This window comes from Lentisalinibacter orientalis (assembly GCF_040706535.1).
Taxonomy (GTDB): Bacteria; Pseudomonadota; Gammaproteobacteria; order Steroidobacterales; family Woeseiaceae; genus Lentisalinibacter; species Lentisalinibacter orientalis.
This window is the reverse complement of the sequence record NZ_JAPDRJ010000001.1, coordinates 2,091,908-2,116,812: the sequence shown is the minus strand read 5'-3', so window position 1 is coordinate 2,116,812 and position 24,905 is coordinate 2,091,908. Positions and strand designations below refer to the sequence as shown.

The 24,905-nt window shown below is 69.9% G+C and carries 24 protein-coding genes; 8 read left to right on the top strand and 16 right to left on the bottom strand.

Annotated features, from left to right (window positions below; all coding sequences use genetic code 11):
• Positions 1-121: 121 nt before the first annotated feature.
• Genes ACJMK0_RS09345 through ACJMK0_RS09325 form a run of 5 tightly spaced genes read left to right on the top strand, consistent with a single transcriptional unit; the run spans position 122 to position 3,616 of the window.
• Positions 122-766, top strand: coding sequence for an SCO family protein (locus ACJMK0_RS09345; RefSeq protein WP_405237661.1), 645 nt, complete (start codon positions 122-124; stop codon positions 764-766).
• Positions 766-1,218: a copper chaperone PCu(A)C gene (locus ACJMK0_RS09340; RefSeq protein WP_405237659.1), complete on the top strand. Its 453-nt coding sequence runs from the start codon at positions 766-768 to the stop codon at positions 1,216-1,218. The genes ACJMK0_RS09345 and ACJMK0_RS09340 overlap by 1 nt, the downstream gene beginning before the upstream one ends.
• Positions 1,219-1,221: 3 nt before the next feature.
• Positions 1,222-2,109, top strand: a complete 888-nt coding sequence (gene asd / locus ACJMK0_RS09335) for an archaetidylserine decarboxylase (RefSeq protein WP_405237657.1) — start codon at positions 1,222-1,224, stop codon at positions 2,107-2,109.
• Positions 2,106-3,137, top strand: coding sequence for an EF-P lysine aminoacylase EpmA (gene epmA / locus ACJMK0_RS09330; RefSeq protein WP_405237655.1), 1,032 nt, complete (start codon positions 2,106-2,108; stop codon positions 3,135-3,137). Before asd ends, epmA begins: the two co-directional genes overlap by 4 nt.
• Positions 3,134-3,616: a GAF domain-containing protein gene (locus ACJMK0_RS09325; protein ID WP_405237653.1), complete on the top strand. Its 483-nt coding sequence runs from the start codon at positions 3,134-3,136 to the stop codon at positions 3,614-3,616. Before epmA ends, ACJMK0_RS09325 begins: the two co-directional genes overlap by 4 nt.
• A gap of 44 nt (positions 3,617-3,660) precedes the next feature.
• Here the strand turns inward: ACJMK0_RS09325 and efp are convergent, their stop codons facing one another.
• On the bottom strand, positions 3,661-4,230 hold the full coding sequence (gene efp, locus ACJMK0_RS09320) for an elongation factor P (protein ID WP_405237651.1): 570 nt from the start codon (positions 4,228-4,230) through the stop codon (positions 3,661-3,663).
• 287 nt (positions 4,231-4,517) lie between these two features.
• Between efp and ACJMK0_RS09315 the strand changes: the two genes are divergently transcribed.
• Positions 4,518-6,572, top strand: a complete 2,055-nt coding sequence (locus ACJMK0_RS09315) for an EAL domain-containing protein (protein ID WP_405237649.1) — start codon at positions 4,518-4,520, stop codon at positions 6,570-6,572.
• 180 nt (positions 6,573-6,752) lie between these two features.
• Positions 6,753-9,038, top strand: coding sequence for a type IV pilus assembly protein FimV (locus tag ACJMK0_RS09310; RefSeq protein ID WP_405237647.1), 2,286 nt, complete (start codon positions 6,753-6,755; stop codon positions 9,036-9,038).
• Between the two features lie 16 nt (positions 9,039-9,054).
• Here the strand turns inward: ACJMK0_RS09310 and parC are convergent, their stop codons facing one another.
• The 5 genes from parC to ACJMK0_RS09285 form a co-directional block, all read right to left on the bottom strand.
• On the bottom strand, positions 9,055-11,298 hold the full coding sequence (gene parC / locus ACJMK0_RS09305; protein WP_405237645.1) for a DNA topoisomerase IV subunit A: 2,244 nt from the start codon (positions 11,296-11,298) through the stop codon (positions 9,055-9,057).
• 46 nt (positions 11,299-11,344) lie between these two features.
• Positions 11,345-13,234, bottom strand: coding sequence for a DNA topoisomerase IV subunit B (gene parE / locus ACJMK0_RS09300; RefSeq protein WP_405237643.1), 1,890 nt, complete (start codon positions 13,232-13,234; stop codon positions 11,345-11,347).
• Between the two features lie 152 nt (positions 13,235-13,386).
• Complete coding sequence (locus ACJMK0_RS09295) at positions 13,387-13,971, bottom strand: DUF3501 family protein (RefSeq protein ID WP_405237641.1); 585 nt, start codon at positions 13,969-13,971, stop codon at positions 13,387-13,389.
• A gap of 37 nt (positions 13,972-14,008) precedes the next feature.
• Entirely contained in the window at positions 14,009-15,346 is a 1,338-nt protein-coding gene (locus tag ACJMK0_RS09290) for a heterodisulfide reductase-related iron-sulfur binding cluster (RefSeq protein WP_405237639.1), read from the bottom strand.
• Between the two features lie 81 nt (positions 15,347-15,427).
• Complete coding sequence (locus tag ACJMK0_RS09285) at positions 15,428-15,847, bottom strand: rubrerythrin family protein (protein WP_405224047.1); 420 nt, start codon at positions 15,845-15,847, stop codon at positions 15,428-15,430.
• A 168-nt stretch (positions 15,848-16,015) separates the two neighbouring features.
• Between ACJMK0_RS09285 and ACJMK0_RS09280 the strand changes: the two genes are divergently transcribed.
• Positions 16,016-16,258, top strand: coding sequence for an exodeoxyribonuclease VII small subunit (locus tag ACJMK0_RS09280; protein WP_405237637.1), 243 nt, complete (start codon positions 16,016-16,018; stop codon positions 16,256-16,258).
• Positions 16,259-16,289: 31 nt separating this feature from the next.
• Here ACJMK0_RS09280 and ACJMK0_RS09275 read toward each other — a convergent pair whose 3' ends face one another.
• The 10 genes from ACJMK0_RS09275 to glyA are packed head-to-tail and all read right to left on the bottom strand — an operon-like array spanning position 16,290 to position 24,847.
• Positions 16,290-17,630, bottom strand: coding sequence for a protein kinase domain-containing protein (locus ACJMK0_RS09275; protein ID WP_405237635.1), 1,341 nt, complete (start codon positions 17,628-17,630; stop codon positions 16,290-16,292).
• Positions 17,631-18,122 (bottom strand): phosphatidylglycerophosphatase A family protein, encoded by a 492-nt coding sequence (locus ACJMK0_RS09270; protein ID WP_405237633.1) that lies wholly within the window; start codon positions 18,120-18,122, stop codon positions 17,631-17,633.
• Positions 18,119-19,081: a thiamine-phosphate kinase gene (gene thiL, locus ACJMK0_RS09265; protein WP_405237631.1), complete on the bottom strand. Its 963-nt coding sequence runs from the start codon at positions 19,079-19,081 to the stop codon at positions 18,119-18,121. Before thiL ends, ACJMK0_RS09270 begins: the two co-directional genes overlap by 4 nt.
• 27 nt (positions 19,082-19,108) lie before the next feature.
• Positions 19,109-19,555, bottom strand: a complete 447-nt coding sequence (gene nusB, locus ACJMK0_RS09260) for a transcription antitermination factor NusB (RefSeq protein ID WP_405237629.1) — start codon at positions 19,553-19,555, stop codon at positions 19,109-19,111.
• A gap of 7 nt (positions 19,556-19,562) precedes the next feature.
• Positions 19,563-20,036, bottom strand: a complete 474-nt coding sequence (gene ribH / locus ACJMK0_RS09255; protein WP_405237627.1) for a 6,7-dimethyl-8-ribityllumazine synthase — start codon at positions 20,034-20,036, stop codon at positions 19,563-19,565.
• A gap of 29 nt (positions 20,037-20,065) precedes the next feature.
• Positions 20,066-21,175: a bifunctional 3,4-dihydroxy-2-butanone-4-phosphate synthase/GTP cyclohydrolase II gene (gene ribBA / locus ACJMK0_RS09250; protein ID WP_405237938.1), complete on the bottom strand. Its 1,110-nt coding sequence runs from the start codon at positions 21,173-21,175 to the stop codon at positions 20,066-20,068.
• Positions 21,176-21,203: 28 nt separating this feature from the next.
• Positions 21,204-21,845 (bottom strand): riboflavin synthase, encoded by a 642-nt coding sequence (locus ACJMK0_RS09245; RefSeq protein ID WP_405237625.1) that lies wholly within the window; start codon positions 21,843-21,845, stop codon positions 21,204-21,206.
• A 1-nt stretch (position 21,846) separates the two neighbouring features.
• Positions 21,847-22,986 (bottom strand): bifunctional diaminohydroxyphosphoribosylaminopyrimidine deaminase/5-amino-6-(5-phosphoribosylamino)uracil reductase RibD, encoded by a 1,140-nt coding sequence (gene ribD, locus ACJMK0_RS09240; RefSeq protein ID WP_405237623.1) that lies wholly within the window; start codon positions 22,984-22,986, stop codon positions 21,847-21,849.
• Positions 22,973-23,542 carry a transcriptional regulator NrdR gene (gene nrdR / locus ACJMK0_RS09235; RefSeq protein ID WP_405237621.1) on the bottom strand — a complete coding sequence of 190 codons (570 nt, stop codon included), beginning with the start codon at positions 23,540-23,542 and terminating at the stop codon, positions 22,973-22,975. The genes ribD and nrdR overlap by 14 nt, the downstream gene beginning before the upstream one ends.
• Positions 23,543-23,596: 54 nt before the next feature.
• On the bottom strand, positions 23,597-24,847 hold the full coding sequence (gene glyA / locus ACJMK0_RS09230) for a serine hydroxymethyltransferase (RefSeq protein ID WP_405237619.1): 1,251 nt from the start codon (positions 24,845-24,847) through the stop codon (positions 23,597-23,599).
• Positions 24,848-24,905: the final 58 nt, after the last annotated feature.

The following is a 24,905-nucleotide window of genomic DNA, read 5'->3' as shown; positions in this document are numbered from 1 at the left end:
GACCGGTAACCCGCGATGATAACGCGAAGCGGAACCGGGAACACGGTAGAATCCGCGACCGAACCCCGAACGAATTCAAGCGTCAAACCCCTGCATCACGCCCAGCGACGAGCCTCTCTTCATGACCCGATCCAGCACGATACTCCTGCCCGCCGCCGCCCTCGCGCTGGTGGCGGGGATCGTCATCGGCGGCCTGGTACTGCCCCGGGACGTCGTGGTGGAGAGCGCCACCCTGCTCTCTCCCGGCCGCCCCCTGCCCGCCTTCGAACTCGTCCGCGAGGACGCGAGCGCGTTCACCCGCGCCGATTTCGAGGGCGACTGGTCGCTGGTGTTCTTCGGTTTCACCCACTGCCCGGACATCTGCCCCGCCACCCTCGAGACCCTGGCGGCGGTGAAACGCCGGCTGGAGAGCGAGGGCGACCCGGTGCCCCGGGTGCTGTTCGCCAGCGTGGACCCGGAACGTGACGACCCGGGCACGATCGCCGATTACGTGCGCTACTTCGACCCGGCGTTTCAGGGCGCCACCGGCACGCCGGAAGCCATCGAGGCGCTCACCCGCGAACTCGGCATCATCAGCGCGAAGGTCTGGAACGAGGACCGTTCGGCCTACACCGTGGATCACAGCGCCTCGGTGCTGCTGATCGGGCCGGACGCGCGGCTGCGCGCCGTCTTCGGCACGCCGCACCGGGTGGAGCCGATGGCGCGGGACCTCGCCGCCATCCTCGAGGGCCGGGCGGTACCCGCCGCCCCCGGAGGCACGGGCTGATGCGCTCGCCGGCGGTCTTGCTCGCGGCGCTCGCCGTGCTGGCCGGAACGGGCATGCTGGCCGCTTGTCAGCCGGACTCGCCGACCGGAGGCATCGCCGTCCGGGATCCGTGGATACGGGCGGTGCCGCCGACCGCCTCCGCCACCGCCGGCTACTTCGTCCTCGAGAACGGCAGCGGCGAGGACCTGGTGCTCGAGGCAGTGACGGCCGCCGGCATCCCGCGGACCGAGATCCACGAGACCACGATGGCCGACGGCGTCATGCGGATGCGCCGGCTGGACGGCGTGACCATACCGGCGGGCGAGAGCGCGGCGTTTGCGCCCGGCGGCCGCCACCTGATGCTGTTCGCCGACAGCCTGCCCGCCGCGGGCAGCACCGTGACCTTGGAACTCGCGTTCGCGGACGGCCGGGTGCTGGCCTTCGAGGCGCCGGTGCGCCGCGGCGCCGACTGACCCGTGTCGGGCACCTCCCTCGGCATCGGACCCCGGCTGTTCGTGCTGGCGCAGTACGTCACGCCCCAGCAACTCCTGACCCGGCTCGTCTACCGCCTCACCCGTATCCGCAACCGCCTCGTCCGCAATGCCACCATCCGCTGGTTCTGCTGGCAGTTCGGCGTGGACACCTCGGAGGCCGAACGGCCGGTGCCCGACGGCTACGAGCACTTCAACGACTTCTTCACCCGTCGCCTCAAGCCGGGGCTGCGCCCCCAGCCGGAGGACGACCGGGCCCTGGCCTCGCCCTGCGACGGCGTCATCAGCCAGTCCGGAAAGCTGGAGGGGCGCCGCCTGCTGCAGGTGAAGGGCTGGCACTACGATGCCACGGAACTCCTCGGCGGCGACCCGGCACTCGCCGGTGCCTTCACCGACGGCGCCTTCCTCACGGTGTATCTCGCGCCCTACGACTATCACCGCGTGCACATGCCGCTGGCGGGCCGGCTCGTCCGCACCGCCCACGTCCCGGGCCGCCTGTTCAGCGTCAACGCCGCCACCGCGGCCGGCGTCCCGCGCCTGTTCGTGCGCAACGAGCGGCTCGTCACCGTGTTCGACACCGCCTGCGGGCCGATGGCGGTGGTGCTGGTGGGTGCGCTGAACGTGGGCACCATCGGCACCGTGTGGCAGCCGGAGTACCGGGCCGGTAATCGTTTCCCGACCCGCCGGGACTGGCGCGGCGACGCGGATGCGCCGGCTCTCGCCCGCGGCGACGAGCTGGGCTGGTTCAACATGGGCTCCACCGTGATCCTGCTGCTGCCTGCCGGCGCCGCGGAGTTCTCGGCCGGCCTGGTGCCGGGCACCCGCCTGCGCACGGGCCAGGTGGTGGGCAACCTCACCGTCCCGGCACCGTGAGCGCGGACGGGGCGCACTGGCGGCCGGGCGCCGACTGGCCGGTGCTCGCCCTGCGGGCCCGCCTGCTGTCGGCCGCCCGGGCGTGGTTCGCGGAACGGGGCCTCACCGAGGTAGACACGCCGATGCTGACGCCCCGGGGCGTCACGGACGCCAACATCGAGAGCGTCCGCGCCGAACTCGCGGCCACGCCGGGCCGGCGCTGGTTCCTGCACACCTCGCCCGAGTACGCCATGAAGCGGCTGCTGGCCGCCGGCGCGCCGGACATCTACCAGATCTGCCACGTCTTCCGCGACGGCGAACACGGCCGCCGCCACCAGCCCGAGTTCACCATGATCGAGTGGTACCGGCACGGCCAGGACCTGGACGCCGTGGTCGCCGATACCCTGTCGCTGCTGGCGACGCTGATCGGACCCTCGCGGGGCGAGCTGCGCACGGTCGCGCGGCGACACCGGGACCTTTTCCGCGAGGCTGCCGGCGTCGACCCGGTGGAGGCCGGCGACGAGGCCGTGCTCGCCGCGGCGGCCGCCGCGGGAGCCGGCGCGGCGGCAGACGACCGGGATGCCGCGCTCGACTTCCTCATGGGCACCGTGGTCGCGCCCACCCTCGCCGACCCCGGGACGCTTACCGCCGTCACCCACTACCCGGCCGCCCAGGCGGCGCTCGCCGCCCTGGACCCCGCCGACCCGCGGCTCGCGCTGCGTTTCGAGGTCTTCCTCGACGGCCGGGAACTGGCGAACGGCTGGGTGGAACTCACCGATGCCGCCGAGCAGCGGGCCCGCTTCGAGGCGGACCGCGCCGCCCGGCGCGCGCGGGGCCGGCCGGACATGCTGCCGGACGAGGCGCTGCTGGCGGCGCTGGCGCACGGCCTGCCCGAGACCGCCGGCGTGGCGGTGGGCTTCGACCGGGTGATGATGGCCGCAGCCGACATCGACGACATCCGCCGGGTGCAGCCCTTCCCGGTCATCGACCCGGACCGGGACGGCGTGCCGGAGCAGGACACGGATCAGGACGTGGAGCAGGAATCATGAGCCGCACATCGACTGCCGACGAGGACGATCTCATCACGGCCCTGCGGGCGCTGCTGGCCGGCGAGCACGACCCGCTGGCCACCTGCGCGAACTTCGTCGCGGCGCTCTACGAGCGCATGCCGCGGGTCAACTGGCTCGGGCTCTACATCCGCCGCGGCGACGAGCTGGTGCTCGGCCCGTTCCAGGGCAAGCCCGCCTGCGTGCGCATCCCGCTCGGCCGCGGCGTGTGCGGCACTGCCGCGGAGCGGCGCGAGACGCTGTGCGTGGCGGACGTGCACGCCTTCGAGGGCCACATCGCCTGCGACCCGGATTCACGTTCCGAGGTGGTCGTGCCGCTCATCCGCGACGGCGAGGTCTATGGCGTGTTGGACGTCGACAGCCCTGAGCCCGGCCGCTTCGCCCGCGACGACGTCGCGCGCCTGGAAGCGGCCGCCGCGCTGCTCACCGCGCACCTGGGGCAGGCGGCTCACTCGCTGTAGGGCGACGGCTCGCCGCGGCCTCGTGGTTGCCTGGCGCCAGGATACTAGTCCTTCACGCGCGAGACGTACTCGCCGGAGCGCGTGTCGACGCGGATGACGTCGCCCCGCTCCAGGAACAGCGGCACGCGCACTGTGGCGCCCGTCTCCAGTTTCGCCGGCTTCACGCCGCCCTGGGCGGTGTCGCCGCGGATGCCCGGGTCCGTCTCGGTGATCTCCAGCTCGACGAAATTCGGCGGCGCGACGGCCAGCGGGGAGTTATTCCACAGGGTCACCACGCAGGTGTCCTGCTCCTTCAGCCACTGGCGCGCCTCGGCGATGGCATTCTCGTCCGCCGCGTACTGTTCGAAGGTATCGGGCACCATGAAGTGCCAGAACTCGCCGTCGCTGTAGAGATACTGCATCTCGGTCTCCATCACGTCGGCGGCCTCCACGCTGTCACCGGACTTGAAGGTCTTGTCCACGACCCGCCCCGTCTTCAGGTTGCGGATCTTCACCCGGTTGAACGCCTGACCCTTGCCCGGCTTCACGAACTCGTTCTCGACGATGTTGCAGGGATCGCCGTCGAGGATGATCTTCAGGCCGGAGCGGAATTCGTTGGTGCTGTATGTTGCCATTAGGTCGTCGCCATCTTGTCCTGCGAGGAGTGTGCTCGATCCCGCCATGATACCGCGACGGATGCACCCCGCGTAAGGCGCCGCCGCTGTCGATCCGGCCGCGGCCGCCGCGGCCGCGGCATGATCTGTGTCACGTTTTTGCGACGCGGAAAACAACCGGCGCAAACGCTGATGTAGTATCCGGCCGGACTAGGGCGGCCCCTGACTGTCGATTGAATATCTCGGGTAAAGACACACCCCCGACGCCTTGCACGGCCGCCGCAGAGCCGTAACCGGAGCCCTCCAGGTTGACCCAGAAGACAGGCGTACCACTGGCGGTCCTCACCGCCACCCAGGACAACGTCGAACGCGTGAACAGCGCGCTGCGCGACGCGGGCCACCCCGCCCATTGCGTCTGGGTGCGCAGCACGGAGCAGCTGGAGGAGGCCCTCGCCGACGACCTGGAGCTGATCCTGCAGGTGCTCGACGATCAGATCGCCGAGGTCACCGGCGTGGCCCGCCTGCGCGACCGCTATGCCCCGGAGACGCCGCTGGTACTGATCGGCCGGGTGGTGGACGAGGATGCAATCGCCGCCGCCATGCAGGCGGGTGCGCGGGACCTCGTCTCGTTCGACCAGCGCCATCGCCTGCAGGCCGTGCTGGAGCGCGAACTCAGGAACCACCGCATGGAGCGCGCGCTCAATGCCACCCTGGAGACGGCCACCGAATACAAGCGCCAGCTGCGCGCCTACATGAACCAGTCGGCGGATGCGATTGCTTACGTGCAGGAAGGCATCATCGTCGACGTGAACCCGGCCTGGCTCGAGCTCTTCGGCGCCGCCGACGCCAGCGCCCTGGTGGGCATGCCGCTGATGGACAGCTTCGCCCCCGCCTCCCAGGGTCCGCTGAAGGGCGCGCTGGTGGCGGCGGACAAGGACAAGTGGAAGGACGACGTCCTGCAGGCCCGCGCAGTGACCGGCGACGAGACCGATCTGGCGGTCGAGCTCGAACTGAAGAAGACGGAGCACGACGGCGAGCCCGCCATCCGGGTCTCCATCGCACCGTCGGCGCCGGAAGGCGGCGAGACCGGCGAGATGGTGCACCGGGCCCTCACCGCCGACCCCAGCACCGGCCTGCTCGCCCGCAAACACTTCGTGGACGCGCTGGACGCCCGCCTGGCCGTGCCCATGGAGTCCGGCGTGCGCGTGCTGGCCTGGGTGAAGCCGGACCGCTTCGGCGACGTGCAGTCCAAGGTGGGCATCTTCCGCTCCGAGGACGTGCTGGCCGAGTTCGCAGCCCTGCTGCGCGAGGAACTGGGCGAGGACGAGCTGGCGGGCCGTTTCGAGGGCACGTCATTCCTCGCGCTGCTGGAACGCGGTTCGGAGCGGGACGCGGAGCGCTGGGGCGAGCGTCTGCTGGAGAAGATCAAGGCGCACCGCTTCTCGGCGGAAGACGGCGCCGTCGGCCTCACCTGCACCATCGGCCTGTGTGCCGCCACGGGCATGATCCGGGAATCCGGCCCGCTGATCGCGAGTGCCGCGGAGGCCCATGCCCACGGCCGGGATGCCGGCGGCGGGACGGTGCTGATGAACGAGACCGCGGAGACCGACACCCGCATGCGGCGCAACGATGCCATCTGGGTGCGGCACCTGAAATCGGCGCTGATGGAGAACCGCTTCCGGCTGCTGCAGCTGCCCATCGCGAGCCTGGACGGCGAGCAGCAGGGCATGTTCGACATCCTCATCCGCATGCTGGACGAGCAGGGCAACAAGGTGCTGCCGTCAGAGTTCCTGCCAGCCGCCGAGCGCAACAATCTCATGCAGGTGATCGACCGCTGGGTGATCGGCGCCTCCTGTCAGCTGGCTGCCTCCACCAAAGCGGGCAAGCTGTTCGTGCGCCTGTCCCGGCATTCGATCGTGGACGAGACCCTGCCGGACTGGCTGCGCGAGCAGTTCAGCGCCTTCGGCGCCGAGCCCGTCCAGTTCTGCTTTCAGCTGGCCGAAGAGGACGCCATCCGCTACCTGCACCAGTTCTCCGTGCTCGCGCACACGCTGCGCAGCCTGGGCGCGAACTTCGCCCTCGAACACGTCGGCACGGGCGAGCGCTCGCTGCGGACGGTGGAGAAACTGAAGCCGGATTACGTCAAGATCGACGGCTCGCTGATCCAGTCGCTGGCCCGGGATGAAGCCCTGCAGCGCCAGGTGCAGACCTTGGTGGAGCGCTCCCGCGCCGTCGGCGCCCGCACCATCGCGGAACGGGTGGAGGACGCCAACACCATGGCGGTGCTCTGGCAGCTCGGCATCTCCTACATGCAGGGCTACTACGTGCACGAACCCGAGGTGGTGCTGCAGGAGACCGCCTGAGGACGTCCCTCCCGTGTGACCCGGTTCACACTCTGTCCGCATACGGGACGTCCGGTCCCGCTTTTTTCCGAAATTATGACGGGTTTCATGGTGCGCCAGCGCGCGAGCGGCGATGCTCCTGCGACACTCACCCGCGAACCGCGCATCGCGGGCCCACAGCGAACGAGGATATCGCCGCCGATGAACGACGAAACCAAGCAGGCGACCGGTACGGCCGTCGACCGGGCGGGCCCCCCATACCGGTCCACCCCGCGGTCAATCTCACCATCGACGCCACGATCGACCCTGGTAGCCAGCTGTGTCTGCGCGCTGCTGGCCGGCGGGCCCGCCGCCGCGCTGGAACTGGGCGAGCCGGTCGTGCGCTCCGGCCTCGGCCAGCCGCTGGAGGTGGTCGTCCCCTACGCCACGTGGGGCAACGAACGGCTCACGGCTGACTGCGTGAGTCTCGTGCGCGGCGATCCGACGGGACTGCCGGCGCTGACGGCAGGCCGGGTGAGCTCCACCGCCGGCAACCGCCTGGTGATCCGCAGCGACCGCGGCATCCGCGAACCGCTGCTGGGCATGAACCTCAAGGTGGACTGCGCCTCGACCCCGTTCATCATCCGCTCCTACACGCTGATCATCGATCCGCCCGGTCTCGCGCCGGTCGGCGCGGAGCCCGCGCCCGTGCCGGCACCGCGGCGCGCGCCGGCGGACCCGGCGGCCGTGCTGCCGGCGACGCCCGCCGGCGGGCGCGACAGCCGGGCGACCGCGCCGGCACCCGCGGAGCCGCTCAGCCCCGGCAGTGAATATCGGGTACGGGTCGGCGACACGCTCTCGACGATCGCCCAGCGGGTCACCGACCGCCCCGGCGGCATCTGGGCGACCGCCGAACGCATCTTCGCGGCCAACCCGGAGGCCTTCATCGACGGCGACATGAACCTGCTGCGGGCCGGCAGCGTGCTCGAGATCCCGGCGACGGACGCGAGGACGGCGGGCGCCGAACCGGCAGCCGCAGCCGCTGCGACGACGGCTGCTGCCGCCATGGCACCGATGCCGGCCGCACCGCCCGTCGATCCATCCGCGGCGGCCGGCGAGCCCGGCCTTTCTGCCCCAACGGCCGGGGCCGGCGCGAGCGCGGCAGCGGCGGCACCCGCCGCAACCACACCGGCCGTTTCCGTCCCGTCGACCACCTCGGCCTCGTCGGCCTCGTCGGCCTCGTCGGCAGATCGGATACGACCTGCCGTGCGCCAGGCCATGAACGAGATGGCCGCGGAACCGCCGAGTCCGTTCAAATCCGAGGCCGCAGACGATGCCTCCATCGGTGACGACGGCCTGGTGCAGACGCCCGCCGGTCCGGCGCCCCGTATCGCGGACGCCGATCCCGCGACGCGCTCCTCCGTGAGCCCGCTGTTCGCCGCCCTCTTCGGCGCCGGCATCGGCCTGCTGCTCGGACTCGTGATCTTCCGTTCCAGCCTGCGTGAGTTCTTCCGCCGCGCGCCGACGCCTGCGGCCGCACGCAGGGGCGTGCCGGCGGCCGGCGCTGCCGCCGTGGCCGACCGCAGCAACGGCGCCGCAGCCGACGGCGGAGATACCGACGTGATCGCCACGCCGGTCTTCGAGCGGGAGGAGCCGGACGTGATCGTCTCCGAAGAGGAGTGGTCCGACGCCGCCCATTCGAAGCTGAAGTCCCTCGATCTCGATTTCGGCGACGAGGAAGACGGCTTTGCCGGCGGCGAGGCAATGGACGACCTGTCGGACGACGTCATCACCGAGCAGCAACTGGCCGTCGCCCGCATGAACTTCCCGGATTTCGACGACAGCGAGACCGTGGAGGAGACGGACGGCGCCGCCGTGCTGCCGCCCGACGAGCGCATCGACGAGAGCATGATCATGGAGGTCGATACCGGCGCCGAGCTGGCCGCGGACGCCGACGCCGGGCAGAACGGCAGCGGCAAGGCCGAGGACACCGGCACCCTGGCTACGGTGGCCGACCTGGAGATGCTCGAGGAAGACTACGAGCAGGAATTCACCGCTACCCAGCGGCTGGCGAAGCAGCTCGCCGACGCCGCCATCGCGCTGGACCAGGAGATCTCCAGCCACGGCGACGAGATCGACGAGAGCATTGCCGAGACCATTGCCGAGACCATTGCCTCGACAAGGGCCGCGGAGGCGCGCGCGGCGGCTGCCGACGGCACGGAGGAGACGGGTGCCACCGCCGTCCTGGATCGGGATGGCGACATCATCGACGAAAGCGACCAGACCGCGGTGCTGTCGGCCGACGACGCGACCACGGAGATGCCGCTGGAGCCGGAAGACGAAGGCGATACGGTGGAACACACGGGCGTGTACGCCGCGGCCACGGCGGAGCTACCGTCGGCCGAGCAGTCCGATGCCCGCACTGCGTATGGCGAGGGCGCGGACGAAGACGACCAGAGCGACCGGGAGACCGCCGTCATCCCCCTGTCGGAGAAGCGCCGCGCCTGACGGCTGACGCCGCGCCTCAGTCGAGGCCGAGCCGGTCGACCTTGCGGTAGTTCCGCGACAGCATCGCGCCGCGACGGCCCCGCTCGCCCAGGTAATGCTCCAGGTCGCCGGCCTTCAGCGTCATGTGGCGGTTCCCGCAGTGCACCACCAGACCGGCGCCCGGCGGCACCGCAGCAACGGCCACCATCCGCTCCTCGCCGCTCTGGTACTTTTTCGTGGGAATGCCAATGATCTTGTTGCCCTTGCCCTTGGCGAGCTCGGGCAGGTCGTCGAGGTCGAACACCAGCAGGCGGCCGGTGCTGCTCACGGCGGCCAGCAACTCGCCCTCCACCCACTCGGTGGGCGCCGGTATCACCGCGTTACCGCCCTTCGGCACCCGCAGCACCGCCTTGCCGGCCCGGGCCCGGGTCGCCAGCTCGCCCAGCGTCACCACGAAACCGTAGCCCGCATCGCTCGCCAGCACCCAGCGGTCGTCGGCGTCGCCGATCATGACGCCCTGGAAGCTCGCGCCGTCGGGCGGGTTGAAGCGCCCCGACAGGGGCTCGCCTTGCCCCCGCGCCGAGGGCAGCTGGTGCGCGAGCACGTTGTAGACGCGGCCGGTCGAATCGATGAACACGGCGGTCTGGTTGCTGCGCCCCCGCGCGGCCGCGCGAAAGCCGTCGCCCGACTTGTAGTTCAGCGTGGCCGGGTCGATCTCGTGGCCCTTGGCCGCCCGCGCCCAGCCGTGCTCGGACAGGACGACCGTGACCGGCTCGCTGGCCACCAGCTCCGTCTCGTCCAGTGCCTGGGCCGCCTCCCGCTCGACGATGCGGGTGCGCCGCTCGTCGCCGTAGCGCTCCGCATCCGCGCGGATCTCCTTCTTCAGCAGCGTCTTCAGGCGCGCCTTGCTGCCCAGCGTCTTCTCGATGTCCGCGCGCTCGGCGGCCAGCTCGTCCTGCTCGCCCCTGAGTTTCATCTCCTCCAGCTTGGCCAGGTTCCTGAGGCGCAGGTTCAGGATGGCCTCCGCCTGGGCGTCGGTCAGGCCGAAGCGCTCCATCAGCACGGCCTTGGGCTCGTCCTCCTCGCGGATGATCGCGATCACCTCGTCGATGTTGAGGTAGGCGATCAGCAGGCCTTCCAGGATGTGCAGGCGCTCCGTGACCTTCTTCAGCCGGTACTCGAGCCGGCGGGTCACCGTGGCCTTGCGGAACTCCAGCCACTCGGTCAGCAGCGACTTGAGATCGAACACCCGCGGCCGGCCGTCCAGGGCGATGACGTTCAGGTTCACCCGGAGCGTGCGCTCCAGCGAGGTGGTGGCGAACAGGTGCGACATGAGCTGCTCGCTGTCCACCCGCTTCGACTTGCGCGTGATCACCAGCCGCGTGGGCTCCTCGTGGTCGGACTCGTCGCGCAGATCCTCCACCATCGGCAGCTTCTTCGCGCGCATCTGGGAGGCGATCTGCTCCAGCACGCGGGAGCCGGAGATCTGGTGCGGCAGCGAAGTGACGACGATGTGCTCGCCTTCCTCCCGCCAGGCCGCGCGCAGCCTGAGCGTGCCGCCGCCCGTCGCGTAGATCTGCTCGATGTCGGCCGCCGACGACACCAGCTCGCCGCCGGTGGGGAAATCCGGCGCGCGGATGTGCTGCATGAGGTCGCTGATCGTCGAGCGCGGCTTGTCCAGCAGCAGCACCAGCGCCTCGGCCACCTCGGTGAGGTTGTGGGGCGGGACGTCCGTGGACATGCCCACGGCAATACCCGTGGTGCCGTTCAGGAGCAGGTTCGGCAGCCGCGCCGGCAGCACCAGGGGCTCGTCCAGGGAGCCGTCGAAGTTGGGCTCCCAGTCCACCGTGCCCTGGCCGAGCTCGGCCAGCAGCAGTGCCGCATACGGGGTGAGCCGCGCCTCCGTGTAGCGCATCGCGGCGAAGGACTTGGGATCGTCGGTGGAGCCCCAGTTGCCCTGGCCGTCGATGATCGGGTAGCGGTAGGAGAACGACTGGGCCATGTGCACCATGGCCTCGTAGCAGGCGGCATCGCCATGGGGGTGGAACTTGCCGAGCACGTCGCCCACCGTGCGCGCCGATTTCTTGTGCTTGGAGGCCGCCGAGAGCCCGAGCTCGCTCATGGAATAGATGATGCGACGCTGCACGGGCTTCAGGCCGTCGCCGATGCGCGGCAGCGCCCGGTCCAGGATGACGTACATCGAGTAGTCGAGATACGCCTTCTCGGTGAATTCCTTCAGCGGCTGGCGTTCCACGCCCTCGAGATTCAGGGTGTTCTGCATAGTGTTGACCGGTTGTCTGTGTCCCCCGCGGGGGTGGCGGCCGCCGTCAGACGTCCGCCAGATTGCCCTTCTGCTCCAGCCAGCGGCGCCGGTCGGAGGCGCGCTTCTTGGCCAGCAGCATGTCCATCAGCTGGTCGGTCTGCTCCTTGCCCTCGACGGTGAGCTGGACCAGCCGCCGGGTGTCCGGGTTCATGGTGGTCTCGCGCAGCTGCGCGGGGCTCATCTCGCCGAGGCCCTTGAAGCGGGTCACCGCCACCTTCGCCTTGCGGTTCTCCGCGGCCAGGGAGTCGAGTATGCCGCGGCGCTCGCCCTCGTCCAGCGCGTAGTAAACCTCCTTGCCCACGTCGATGCGGTACAGCGGCGGCATGGCGACGTAGACGTGGCCCGCCGCCACCAGGTCCGGGAAATGGCGCAGGAACAGCGCGCAGAGCAGCGTCGCGATGTGCTGTCCGTCGGAGTCTGCGTCCGCCAGGATGCAGATCTTGTGATAGCGCAGGTTGGCGGTATCACCGCTGACCGGGTCCACGCCGAGCGCGATGCTGATGTCGTGCACCTCCTGGGAGCCCAGGATCTCCGCGGTATCCACCTCCCAGGTGTTCAGGATCTTGCCCCTGAGCGGCATCACCGCCTGGGTCTCCCGGTTACGCGCCTGCTTGGCCGAGCCGCCGGCCGAGTCGCCCTCCACCAGGAAGATCTCCGAGAGCTCCGGCTGCTGGCTGGTGCAGTCGGCGAGCTTGCCGGGCAGTGCGGGTCCGGACACGACCCGCTTGCGCACCACCTTCTTGGCCGCCTTCAGACGCCGCTGGGCCTTGCCGATGGCCAGTTCCGCGATCTTCTCGCCGGTCTCCGGATGCTGGTTCAGCCACAGCCCGAAGCTGTCCTTCACCACGCCGGAGACGAACGCCGCGGACTGGCGTGACGAGAGCCGTTCCTTGGTCTGGCCGGAGAACTGGGGATCCTCCAATTTCACCGACAGCACGTAATCGACCCCGTCCCAGACGTCCTCCGGCGCGAGGCGCACGCCCCGGGGCAGGATGCTGCGGAACTCGCAGAACTCGCGCACGGCGTCGGTGAGGCCGGTGCGCAGGCCGTTGACGTGGGTGCCGCCCTGCAGGGTGGGGATGAGGTTGACGTAGGATTCGCCCACGCCGGTCCCGCCCTCGCCCGCCTGCCAGTACAGCGCCCAGTCCACCGCCTCCTGGTTGCCGCTCATGCTGCCGGAGAACGGCGTCTCCGGGAGGTGCTCCACGTCGCCCGCGGCCTCGGTGAGGTACTGCTCCAGGCCGTCCTGGTAGCACCATTCCTCGGTCTCCTTCGTCTTCTCGACGGTGAGGCGCACGGTGAGGCCGGGACAGAGCACGGCCTTCGCCTTCAGCACGTGGCGCAGGCGCGAGAGCGAGACTTTCGGCGAGTCGAAGTACTGCGGATCGGGCCAGAAGCGGATGGTGGTGCCCGTATTGCGTTTGCCGACGGTGCCCACCACCTCCAGCTTGCTGCGTTTGTTCCCGCCCGCGAAGGAGATGTTGTATTCCTTGCCGTCCCGGCGGATCCAGACTTCCAGGTGCTTCGACAGGGCATTCACCACCGAGACGCCGACGCCGTGCAGGCCGCCGGAGAACTGGTAGTTCTTGTTGGAGAATTTGCCGCCGGCATGCAGGCGCGTGAGGATCAGCTCGACGCCGGGCATCTTCTCCTTGGGATGGATGTCCACGGGCATGCCGCGGCCGTCGTCGCTCACGGCCACCGAGCCGTCGTCGTGCACCGTGACATCGATCAGCCGGCAGTGGCCGGCCAGCGCCTCGTCCACGCTGTTGTCCACCACCTCGTGGGCGAGATGATTCGGACGGGTGGTGTCGGTGTACATGCCCGGGCGACGGCGCACGGGCTCCAGACCGCTCAACACCTCGATGTCGGCGGCGCTGTATCTCTGATTCATAGGGTGTTACGCAACGGGACGGCGAGTGTCACGGCCGGGATTCTAGCAGGATGCCCGGCCGGGCTGGGCAGAAAAAACCCCGGCGGTCCCGCAGATATGCCGGGAGCCGCCGGAGGCCGCCAGGGCCGTTGCAGCGGGAGCGTTGCGGGGCCTCAGTCGAGGTCGGCGGTGAGCGAGCGCCGCGTGGCCTCGGGCACCGGATCCACCTCCGCCTTGTAGCGGTCGTGGTCGATGCCCGCGGAGAGTTTCGCGCCGCCCTTCAGCGCCTGGACCATCTCCGGCGCCAGTTCGAAGCGCATGAAGTGGACGGCGGAGGTCTTGGTGTCGTCCTCGCGCTCCAGATCCTCGTCGGAGATGGCGCGGATCTTCTCGCAGCCCTCCACCTGCAGCCAGACCGCATCCTCGATGCCGCGCAGGAGCTTCAGCTGCTCGCGCCGCTCCTGCTCGTCCGGGAACTCCACCATGAAAGTGGCCTTCCAGTTGCTGCCGTCCGGGATCAGCGGGTTGTAGGCGTCCAGCTCCTCGGCGATGCCCTCGGGCTCGAAGATTTTCTCGATGCGCAGCATCTCCTGGACCTGGTACTGCATGGTCAGCCGGTCCTCGAAGTACAGGGTGGCGTTCTCGCCCAGGTTGATCTGGCGGTTCTTCTTGTGCTCCAGCACCTTCGCCCTGAAGCCGGCCCGTTCCCGAGCGTAGGTCTCCAGCGTCATCAGGTCGTCGGCGGTCAGTTTGTCCATAGTCTTCGCGTCCCTGTGGTCGATTCGGTCGTCAGTCTCAGATTCCGTAGGCGCTGCGCAGCAGGCTCATGGGATGGTTGGCGTCCACCTTGTCGGTGCCGCGGGCGATCTGCTCGGCGGCCATGGGGCAGTCGCTCACGAAGTGATCGGGCGCCGCGGAGTCCACCTGGCGGACCACCGGGCGGGCGATCTTCACCGAGGTGTCGTGGAACTCCTGCTTCACGGCGTAGGTGCCGTCGTGGCCGGAGCAGCGCTCGATGGCCTTCACCTCGGTATCCGGCACCAGCGCGAGGATCTCCCGGGTCTTCTGGCCGATGTTCTGCACCCGCAGGTGGCAGGGGATCTGGTAGGAGACCTTGCCCAGCGGCTGCGAGAAATCGGTCTTCAGCTTGCCTTCCTTGTGGCGGATGGCCAGATACTCGAACGGGTCGAACATGGCGTCGCGCACCTTCGCCACCTGCTCGTCCTCCGGGAACAGGAGCGGCAGTTCCTGCTTGAACATCAGCGCGCAGGAGGGCACCGGCGCGACGATGTCCCAGCCCTCGTCGACCCAGCGCGCGAGTTCCGGCACGTTGACGTCCTTCGCCTTCGCCACCGCATCCAGATCACCCAGCTCGAGCTTCGGCATGCCGCAGCAGCGTTCCTTCGCGGCGAGCGTCACCGGTATGCCGTTGTGCTCGAACACGGCGACCAGGTCCTCGTCCATGGACGGCAGGTTGCGGTTGCCGTAGCAGGTGGTGAACAGCACCACCCGGCCCTTAGTGCGGCCGGCGGGCTCGGCACCCTCGCCGCTGCGCCCCTGGTGGGACTTCAGCCGCTTGCGGGCCGTGGACGAGTGGTACGGCGGCAGCGGCGCGTCGGGATGCACGCCCAGCGTCTTCGACAGCAGCTTGCGCCCCGTCCTGCTCCGGTTGGCCGCGTTGACCGCCTGCACGACGACGGGAATGCCGGCCAGTTTGCCCACCGTATCCGTCGACGAGAGGATCTTGTCCCGGGTGGAGGCGCCGTCGCGGCGGAAGCGGAACGCCTTCGCCCGCAGCATGAGGTGGGGGAAGTCCACGTTGAAGGGATGGGGCGGCACGTACGGGCACTTCGACATGTAGCACATGTCGCAGAGGTAGCAGTGGTCGACCACGTCCCAGTAGGCCTTCTTCGGCACCGAGTCGAGCTCCATGGTCTCGGATTCGTCGACCGCGTCGAACAGCGTGGGGAAGGAGTGACAGAGGTTGAAGCAGCGGCGGCATCCGTGACAGATGTCGAACACGCGCTCCATCTCGTCGAACAGCGCTTTCTCGTCCCAGAATTCCGGATTCTTCCAGTCGATGGGATGGCGTGTGGGCGCCTCCAGACTGCCTTCCCGACGCTCGTCGCTCATTCTTGTTCTCCCGCAGAAAAGACCTCAGAAAAGACAAGGGGCGGCCGGACCGCGCCGGCCCGGCCGCCCCCTTCAGCCGGATCAGCTGTCCAGCGTGTCCAGGGCCTTCTGGAAACGGTTGGCGTGCGAGCGCTCGGCCTTGGCCAGCGTCTCGAACCAGTCCGCGATCTCGTCGAAGCCCTCGTCGCGGGCGGTCTTGGCCATGCCGGGGTACATGTCGGTGTACTCGTGGGTCTCGCCGGCGATGGCGGCCTTCAGGTTCAAGGCGGTGTCGCCGATGGGCTCGCCGGTGGCCGGGTCGCCGACGGCTTCCAGGTACTCCAGGTGGCCGTGGGCATGGCCGGTCTCACCTTCCGCGGTGGAGCGGAACACGGCGGCCACGTCGTTGTAGCCCTCGACGTCGGCCTTCGACGCGAAGTACAGGTAACGGCGGTTGGCCTGGGACTCGCCGGAGAACGCGTCCTTCAGATTCTGTTCGGTCTTGCTGCCTTTCAGTTCCATCTCGATGCTCCTTAAGCAGGGTGGGTGAACGGTGGGTTTAGACTGAGTCTAAAGTTAGGAGGAAGTCTAGAAAGGCCCCCTGCCCCTGTCAAGCGCCCGCGCGCGGGCGCGCGTTGACCCGCCGGGGTGGCGCCGGTAGCGTAGCCGCAATCTGCAAGGGGAACGCCCATGGCCGGCAAGAAACACAAAGATATCAATCTGGAACAGGCGCTCGGCGAACTGGAGTCGCTGGTCGAGGAGATGGAGACCGGCGACCTGCCGCTGGAGGAAGCCATGAAGAAATTCGAGCGCGGCATCACGCTGACGCGCCAGTGCCAGACGGCTTTGCGCGACGCCGAGCAGAAGGTGGAAGTGCTGCTGAAGAAGGCCGGCGGCGAGGAGGAGACCGCCCCGTTCGAACCGGGAGACTAGTGGCGTCAGCCCGCCTCGCCCATACCGGCCGTCAACCGGCCGGGTGCACGTCGTGGGGCGCGGTGTCTTCCAGCGGCTGGCTGGCGAGCTGCAGGCGATGGATCATCGAGCGCAGGAACACCTTGTTGAAACGCAGCTGGCAGGATGAGGACACCTGCTCCATCAGGGTGGCGCTCACCCTCAGCAAGGTCAGCGGCTTGCGCGCGCTGATGGACGCCAGGGTCTTGGCGCCGCTGACGTAACTCGACTCGCCGAAGCACTCGCCCGGGCCGAGGCGGCCGACCTCGCGGCCGTGGTTCGACACCGACACCTGGCCGGCGACGATGATGTAGAAGCGGTCGTCGATCTCGCCCTCGCGCACGATCTCCTCGCCTTCCTTGTATTCCCGCCAGTCGCTCGCGCGCAGCACTTCCCAGATCTCGCTGTGCGAGAAGTCGTGGAAGAAACGCAGCTGGCGCAGCAGGTTGAAGTGCTCGTTGTTGTCGAGGCTGTCGTAGCGCTCGCGCAGCTGCTGGTAGACCCGGGTCAGTTCCGCGGCCAGCGCGAGACCGTTGGCGTAACGCTTGTCCGGATCCTTCTGCAGCGCCACGGCCACCACGTTCTCCAGCTCCTCGCCGATGTCGTCGCGGTAGCGCAGGATGGGCTGGGGCGTGGCGTAGACGATTTGGTGCAGCAGCTTCGACAGGTTGTTGGCGCGGAAAGGCCGGAAACCGGTCAGCAGCTCGTACATCACCGCGCCCAGCGAATAGAGGTCAGAGCGGTTGGTGAGCGCGTGGGACTGCACCTGCTCCGGCGACATGTAGCTCGGCGAGCCGGCGATGCCCTGGATCTGGGAGACGTCGGAGTCGTTCACCAGCGCGATGCCGAAGTCGATGATGCGCACGTCGTTGTCGGTCGTGAGCATGATGTTGCTGGGTTTGATGTCGCGGTGGATCACGCCGCGGCTGTGCGCGTAGTGCAGCGCCTTCGCGCACTTGTAGATGATCTCCACGACGTCGTCGACGCGCAGCAGGTTGTCCGGCTTGCAGTACTTGGCCAGCGTGCGCGCGCCGTGGACGTGCTCGGTGACGACGTAGTACTTGCCGTCTTCCTCGCCGGCATCGTAGATGGGCAGGATGTTCGGGTGCTGCAGCATGCCCACCATGTGGGCCTCGTTGAAGAACATCTTGCGGGTGACCCGCGTGCGCTCCGCGTCGTCCTCGTCGTTGCCGATGTTGTAGACCTTGATGGCGACGTCGCGCCGGTAGTACGGATCGTGCGACAGGTAGACGTTACCCGTACTGCCCCGCCCCACCTCGTTGATGATGACGTACTTGCCGATCTTCTCCGGCAGGACGGACGAAGAGGCGTGTGTGGCGACTGGCTGTCCCATTTAACTTAACGAGGTGCTGCTGATCCATTCGAGGACGGCGAGAGCGAGGGCGCCGTAGACCCCCGCAACGACGTCGTCGAGCATAATTCCGGCGCCTCCGTGGAGTCTGTGATCCAGGTCCCGAATCGGCCAGGGTTTCCAGATGTCGAACAGCCGGAACGCGGCGAATCCGGCGACGAGCCACACGAGCTCCGGGCCGGCCACCAGCAGCGTCAGATAGCAGCCCGCGATCTCGTCCCAGACGATGCCGGGGTGGTCGTGCTCGCCGAGCCGCCGGGCGCTCTCGCCGCAGATGCCGAAGCCCGCCACGATCAGCACCGCCAGCAGCGCGAGCTGGGCCGGCAGCGCCCAGCCGGCGGTGAGCCAGGCGAGCGCCACGCCCCACAGGGAGCCCACGGTGCCGGGCGCCTTAGGCGCCAGGCCCGCGCCCGCGCCGAAGGCCAGGAAGTGGATCGGATCGCCGAAGACGGTGCGCGCCGACGGCCGGCTCATGGCCCGTCTCCGAAGTGCCGATAGCCGCCCCCCGGCAGCGGCACGTCGCGCCCCTGCCGGCGCAGCCGGATGCCCGGCTCCGGCGTCATGACGCCGATCTCGGTGACGGCCACATCGGCGGAGAGCTCGTCCGCAGCCACGTCAGGCGGCAGCGTGAAGCAGAGTTCGTAATCGTCGCCGCCGGTCAGCGCGAGCTCGGCCGCGCGCTCGCGGCCCGCCACCTCGAGCAGTGCCGCCGACAGGGGCAGACGCTCCTCGTCGATCACCGCGCCGGCGCCGCTGGCCTCGCAGATGTGCGCCAGATCGGCCAGCAGGCCGTCGGAGACGTCTATGGCAGCTATAGCGGCTATGCCGGCGCGGGCCCGGTCCGCGAGCGCGAGGCCGAGGCCGAGCCGGGGCTCGGGCCGCAGGAAGCGCGCGCGCAGCCGGCGTTCTGCCGCACCGGCGGGCGACGACAGGCCGAGGCCCGCCGCGGCATCGCCCGGCGTGCCGCTCACGAAGACCCGGTCGCCCGGCCGGGCCCCGCCGCGCAGCAGGCGGGTACCCGCGGGCAGGTGGCCCAGCACCTCCACGCTGACGGTGAGCGGCCCGCGGGTCGTGTCGCCGCCGACCAATGCGACGCCGTGGCGCTCGGCCAGGCCCCAGAGGCCGGCGGCGAAGCCCTCCAGCCAGTCGGCGTCCGGCGCCGGCAGCGTCAGCGCCAGCGTCATCCAGGCGGGCTCCGCACCCATCGCCGCGATATCGCTGAGGTTCACGGCCAGGGCCCGGTAGCCCACGTCCGCGGGCGTCATGTCCGCGGGGAAATGCACGCCGGCGACCAGGGTGTCGACGACCACGACCAGTTCGCGGCCCGGCGGCAGCCGCACGATGGCGCCGTCGTCGCCCACGCCCACCTCGACGCCGGCGCTGCCCGGAGGCGGCCGGTGGAAGTAGCGTTCGATGAGCTGGAATTCGTCCAAGGGGTCCCCGGCGTCGGGTCGGAGGGGCTAGCGCCGGACGACGGCCTTCTCCGGCTGGCGATAGCGCGCCGCGGCCTTGTCCAGGATGGCGTTGACGTACTTGTGGCCGTCTTCCGCGCCGTAGCGCCGCGCCACCGACACCGCCTCGTTGATGACCACGCGGAACGGCACTTCCGGGTGATGGCGCAGCTCCTCCAGCCCCACCAGCAGCACGGCGATCTCCACCGGATCGAGCTGGTCGAAGGGACGGTCGGCGAACCCGGCGATGTCCGCCTCGTGGTCGGCCCGGTGCGCCATGGCCCCTTTCAGGATCTCGCGGAACCAGTCCTTATCCACCCGCGCGTACTCGTCGCGCTCGGCGAACTGACGGGCGAGTTCGGCGTGCTCCTGGCCGGTCAGCTGGGCCTGGTAGAGCGCCTGGGCCAGGAGTTCCCGCGAGCGGCTGCGCCGGGAGGTTGCGGGGGCTCTGCTCATGGGCGGCTCAGTCGAGGCGCCTGAGCAGATTGATCATCTCGATGGCCGACAGCGCGGCCTCCGCGCCCTTGTTGCCCGCCTTGGTGCCCGCCCGCTCGACCGCCTGCTCGATGGTGTCCACCGTGAGCACGCCGAAGGCCACCGGCACGCCGTGGCGCTCGCCCGCGGCCGCGATGCCCTTGACGCACTGTCCGGCGACGTAGTCGAAATGCGGCGTGGCGCCGCGGATCACCGCACCGAGGGCGATGACCGCCTCGAAGCGCCGCCCGGCCGCCGCCTTGTCGACGGCCAGCGGGATCTCCCAGGCGCCCGGCACCCGGATCAGCTCCAGATCCGCCTCGGCCGCGCCGTGGCGCAGCAGCGTATCGACGGCGCCGCCCACCAGCCGGTCGACGATGAAGTCATTAAAGCGCGCGGCCACGATGGCGATGCGGGCATCGCGCAGGACCAGGTCGCCTTCCACGGTCTTGATATTGTCCATCGATTTCCCGTCCGTCACCCGGTGGCCGGTCACTGGCCCTGAACGTAGTCCACCACCTCGAGGCCGAAGCCCGAGATGGCATGCATCTGTTTCGGCGCGGAGAGCACCCGCATGCGGTGCACGCCGAGATCGCGCAGGATCTGGGCGCCCACGCCATACGTGCGCAGCACGGCCGCCCCGTCCCGGCGCCGCTCGAGCTCCTCCACCGGGCGCTCCATGGCGGCCACGGCCTCCATGAACTCCCGCGGGCCCTCCTGGTCGCGCAGGATGACGATGACGCCGCTCTCCTCCGCCGCCACCCGGCGCATGGCGTCGCGCAGGGGCCAACCGAAGGCCGGGTCGCGCACGCCCACCACGTCGCCCAGGGTATCCTGGATGTGCACGCGCACCAGCGGCGTCGAGTCCGGCCGGATCGTGCCGTGCACCAGGGCCACGTGCACGGTGCGGTTGACGTGATCCTCGAAGCAAAACAGGCGGAATTCGCCCTCGCCGGTCTGCACCGAGTGCTCGCTGATGCGCTCGACCGAGACCTCCTTCTCCAGCCGGTAGCGGATCAGGTCGGCAATCGTGCCGATCTTCAGCCCGTGCCGGTTGGCGAAGGCCTCCAGGTCCGGCCGCCGGGCCATGCTGCCGTCCTCGTTCAGGATCTCGACGATCACCGCCGCAGGCTCCATGCCCGCCAGGCGGGCCAGGTCGCAGCCGGCCTCGGTGTGCCCCGCGCGGGTCAGCACGCCGCCGGGCTGGGCCATGACCGGGAAGATATGGCCGGGCTGGGAGAGGTCCTCCGGCTTCGCGTCCGGCGCCACGGCGGCCTGGACGGTGCGGGCCCGGTCGTGGGCCGAGATGCCGGTGGTGATGCCCTCGGCCGCCTCGATGGAGATGGTGAAATTGGTGGCGTGCATCGCGTTGGTGTGGCCCACCATCAGCGGCAGGCGCAGCTGCTCGCAGCGCTCACGGGTCAGGGTGAGACAGATCAGGCCGCGCCCGTAGCGGGCCATGTAGTTGATGTCCTCGGGCCGCACGCTGTTCGCGGCCATGATGAGGTCGCCCTCGTTCTCACGGTCCTCGTCGTCGACCATGATCACCATGCGCCCGGCACGGATGTCGGCGACGATCTCGTCGATGGGCGAGAAACGGATCTTCTCGCCCGTGTCCTTCTTTGCGGTCTCAGGCATAACCATTGGCCTTCAGTAAATCCAGATCCACGCCGCCGCCTTCCGCGCTCAACAGCCGTTCGGCGTAGCGCGCCATGAGGTCCACTTCGACGTTCACGGCGGCGCCGGGGGCGAGCTCGCCCAGGGTCGTGACGGCCGCCGTGTGGGGGATGATGTTCACCTCGAAACGCTCCGGCCCGACCTCGTTCACCGTCAGGCTGACGCCGTCGACGGCCACCGAACCCTTGCGGGCCACGTAGCGCGCGTACTCCCGCGGCAGCGAGAACGTGAGTCTAACCGAGCGCGCGTCCTCGCTGCGACTCTCCAGCCGGCCGAGGCAGTCCACGTGGCCCGTGACCAGGTGGCCGCCGAGCCGGTCGCCCAGCGCCAGCGAGGGCTCCAGGTTGACCCGGCTGCCCACGCCCTTGTCGCCGAGGCTGGTGACGTCCAGCGTCTCCCGCGACACGTCCGCCTCGAAACCGCCGGCGTGCAGGTTCAGCGCCGTCAGGCAGACGCCGGAGACGGCGATGCTCTCGCCGGTGCCGTAGACGCTGCAATCCAGGTCGGGGCCGGTGGCGATGGCGAGGCGGACGTCGCCGCCGCGCTGGTCGATGCGCTCGATGCGGCCGACGGCGCGCACGATACCGGTGAACATGTCAGGTCTCCGTGTCGGTTTCTGCGCGGCCCCGGCGGCGCGCGACGGGCCGGGCCGTGATGCGCAGGTCCGGCCCGAACTGCCGGACGTCGATGACGTCGACCTCGCCGCGCTCGGCCAGCCGGGTCCATCCCGGCGTGACGAAGGGGCGGCGGGTCTCACTGCCCATGATATGGGGCGCGAGGTAAATCACAAGCTCGTCGACCAGTCCGGCGGCGAGGAAGGCGCCGCAGAGTTCCGGGCCGGCCTCCAGCAGGACGTCGTTCACCTCCCGCTCGGCCAGCAGGGCCAGCACCGCGCCCAGGTCCAGCCCCGCGGGGCCGGCGGGCACGGCGACGCACTCGGCGCCGCCGGGCAGCGCGTCCGGCCGGGCAACCGCCGGGCCGTGCACCAGCAGCGCTCCCGCGGCGGCCAGGACTTTCGCCTCCGCCGGCGTGCGCAGGCGGCTGTCGAGCACGACCCGCAATGGCTGCCGGGGCCCGGCACCGAACTCCTCGCCCCGCACCGTGAGGCGCGGATCGTCGGCCAGCACGGTGCCGATGCCGGTGAGGATGGCCCCGCTGGCCGCACGCAGCCGCTGCACGTCCCGACGTGCGGCCTCGCCGGTGATCCAGCGGCTCTCGCCGCTCGCCATGGCCGTGGCCCCGTCCAGGCTGGAGGCCGTCTTCAGCGTCACCCGGGGCCGGCCGTGGCGCATGCGCATGACGAAGCCCGCGTTCAGGCGCTGCGACTGCGCGGCGAGCAACCCGCCGGCCACCCCGATGCCGGCCGCCCGCAGCCGCGACGCCCCCTCGCCGGCCACGCGGGGGTTGGGGTCCTCGGCGCCATAGACCACGCGGGCCACGCCGGCCTCGATCAGCGCGTCCGTGCACGGGCCGGTGCGCCCGTGGTGGCAGCAGGGCTCCAGGCTGACGTAGGCGGTGGCGCCCCGCGCGGCGGCGCCGGCCGCCGCCAGCGCGGCGATTTCGGCGTGGGGTCCGCCGGCGCGCTCGTGCCAGCCCTCCCCCACGACCTCGCCGCCGCGCACGAGCACGCAGCCCACGCGCGGATTCGGCGCCGTGGTGTAGCGCCCGCGCTCCGCCAGACGCAGCGCGCGGGCCATGCAGACCCGGTCGTGCACGTCGAACTCAGTCGCCGTCATCGTCGTTCCCGCCGGCAGTATTGCCATCACCACGGCCGCCGGCCTTGCCGCCCGCCCTGCCCTCGAGATCCGGCAGCAGCGACATCTGCTCCCGGCTGGCGCCGGACAGGGCCTGCAGCTTGCGAATCTCCTTCTGGAACTCGGTCACGTCCTGGAAGCTGCGATACACGGAGGCGAAGCGCACGTAGGCCACCTCGTCCAGCTCGCGCAGCTCCTCCATCACCATCTCGCCGAGCAGGGTCGAGGAGATCTCCCGCTCGCCGAGGGTGCGCAGCCGGTGGATGAGATGGCCGATGGCCTGCTCGAGCGCCTCGGCGCTGACGGGCCGCTTCTCCAGCGCCCGCGCCAGGCTGCCGCGGAGTTTTTCCTCGTCGAAGGGCTGGCGCCGCTCGTCGCGCTTGATGATGCGCGGCATGACCAGCTCGGCGGTCTCGAAGGTGGTGAAGCGCTCGCGGCAGTCCTCGCACTGGCGCCGGCGGCGGATCTGCCGCCCTTCCGCGGCGAGCCGGGAGTCGATGACCTTGGTCTCGGCGTGTCCGCAGAACGGGCAGTGCACGGCGGCGCCCTCAGAGCATCGGCCGGTACGTGGGCCAGCGCATCGGCCGGCGCATCAGCCGTAGACCGGGAATCGTCCGCAGATCTCGAGCACCTGCCGGCGGACCGCGTCGATGCGGCTCTGGTCCGTGATGTCCTCGAGCACGTCGGCGATCCAGTTGGACAGCTGCCGGCACTCGGCCTCGCCGAAACCGCGGGTGGTGACCGCCGGGGTGCCCATGCGCAGCCCGCTGGTGACGAAGGGCGAGCGCGGCTCGTTCGGCACCGTGTTCTTGTTCACGGTGATATTCGCGGCGCCGAGGGCGGCGTCCGCGTCCTTGCCGGTGATGTCCTTGGCGATGAGGTCGAGCAGGAACAGATGATTGTCGGTGCCGCCGGAGACGATCTTGTGGCCCCGGCCGATCAGCTCGTCGGCCATGGCCCGGGCGTTGTCGATCACCTGCTGCTGGTAGTCGCGGAACTCCGGCGCCATGGCCTCCAGGAACGCCACCGCCTTCGCCGCGATCACGTGCATCAGCGGCCCGCCCTGGGTGCCTGGGAAGACCAGCGAATTGAACTTCTTCGTGATCTCGTCGTTCTCGCGGGCGAGGATCAGCCCGCCGCGGGGCCCGCGCAGGGTCTTGTGGGTGGTGGTGGTGACCACGTCGGCCACCGGCACCGGGTTCGGATAGACGCCGGCGGCGACCAGACCGGCCACGTGGGCCATGTCCACCAGCAGCCAGGCGCCGACGCTGTCGGCGATATCGCGGAACTTCTGCCAGTCCACCACCCGGGAATAGGCGGAGAAACCGGCCACGATCATCTTCGGCTTATGCGCCTCGGCGAGCTCGGCCACCTGGTCGTAGTCGATGTAGCCGTCCTCGTCCACGCCATACTGGTGGGCGTCGAACAGCTTGCCGGAGAAGTTCGGCGCGGCCCCGTGGGTGAGGTGGCCGCCATCGGAGAGGCTCATGCCGAGGATGCCGTCGCCGGGCTTCAGCAGGGCCAGGTAGGCCGCCGCGTTCGCCTGGGAGCCCGAGTGGGGCTGCACGTTGGCGTAGTCGGCGCCGAACAGCTCCTTCGCCCGCTCGATGGCCAGCTGCTCGGCGATGTCCACGTATTCGCAGCCGCCGTAGTAGCGCTTGCCCGGGTAGCCCTCGGCGTACTTGTTGGTGAGCACGGAACCCTGGGCCTCCAGCACCCGGGGGCTGGCGTAGTTCTCCGAGGCGATGAGCTCGATGTGTTCCTCCTGGCGCCTCGACTCCCCGGCCATGGCCGTGGCGAGTTCCTCGTCGAAGCTGGCGATGCTCATCGTCTGTGGGTACATCCGGTCCTCCGGTGTGTGGGCGGAAAATCCGGTAATTGTATGCCCCGGGCGGGCGAGC

Bases quoted from the DNA above. Each gene is read 5' to 3' on its own strand.
- ACJMK0_RS09345 (WP_405237661.1), top strand. From the start codon at position 122: ATGACCCGATCCAGCACGATACTCCTGCCCGCCGCCGCCCTCGCGCTG.
- ACJMK0_RS09340 (WP_405237659.1), top strand. From the start codon at position 766: ATGCGCTCGCCGGCGGTCTTGCTCGCGGCGCTCGCCGTGCTGGCCGGA.
- ACJMK0_RS09325 (WP_405237653.1), top strand. From the start codon at position 3,134: ATGAGCCGCACATCGACTGCCGACGAGGACGATCTCATCACGGCCCTG.
- efp (WP_405237651.1), bottom strand. From the start codon at position 4,230: ATGGCAACATACAGCACCAACGAATTCCGCTCCGGCCTGAAGATCATC.
- ACJMK0_RS09310 (WP_405237647.1), top strand. From the start codon at position 6,753: ATGAACGACGAAACCAAGCAGGCGACCGGTACGGCCGTCGACCGGGCG.
- parC (WP_405237645.1), bottom strand. From the start codon at position 11,298: ATGCAGAACACCCTGAATCTCGAGGGCGTGGAACGCCAGCCGCTGAAG.
- parE (WP_405237643.1), bottom strand. From the start codon at position 13,234: ATGAATCAGAGATACAGCGCCGCCGACATCGAGGTGTTGAGCGGTCTG.
- ACJMK0_RS09295 (WP_405237641.1), bottom strand. From the start codon at position 13,971: ATGGACAAACTGACCGCCGACGACCTGATGACGCTGGAGACCTACGCT.
- ACJMK0_RS09290 (WP_405237639.1), bottom strand. From the start codon at position 15,346: ATGAGCGACGAGCGTCGGGAAGGCAGTCTGGAGGCGCCCACACGCCAT.
- ACJMK0_RS09285 (WP_405224047.1), bottom strand. From the start codon at position 15,847: ATGGAACTGAAAGGCAGCAAGACCGAACAGAATCTGAAGGACGCGTTC.
- ACJMK0_RS09280 (WP_405237637.1), top strand. From the start codon at position 16,016: ATGGCCGGCAAGAAACACAAAGATATCAATCTGGAACAGGCGCTCGGC.
- ACJMK0_RS09275 (WP_405237635.1), bottom strand. From the start codon at position 17,630: ATGGGACAGCCAGTCGCCACACACGCCTCTTCGTCCGTCCTGCCGGAG.
- ACJMK0_RS09270 (WP_405237633.1), bottom strand. From the start codon at position 18,122: ATGAGCCGGCCGTCGGCGCGCACCGTCTTCGGCGATCCGATCCACTTC.
- nusB (WP_405237629.1), bottom strand. From the start codon at position 19,555: ATGAGCAGAGCCCCCGCAACCTCCCGGCGCAGCCGCTCGCGGGAACTC.
- ribH (WP_405237627.1), bottom strand. From the start codon at position 20,036: ATGGACAATATCAAGACCGTGGAAGGCGACCTGGTCCTGCGCGATGCC.
- ACJMK0_RS09245 (WP_405237625.1), bottom strand. From the start codon at position 21,845: ATGTTCACCGGTATCGTGCGCGCCGTCGGCCGCATCGAGCGCATCGAC.
- ribD (WP_405237623.1), bottom strand. From the start codon at position 22,986: ATGACGGCGACTGAGTTCGACGTGCACGACCGGGTCTGCATGGCCCGC.
- glyA (WP_405237619.1), bottom strand. From the start codon at position 24,847: ATGTACCCACAGACGATGAGCATCGCCAGCTTCGACGAGGAACTCGCC.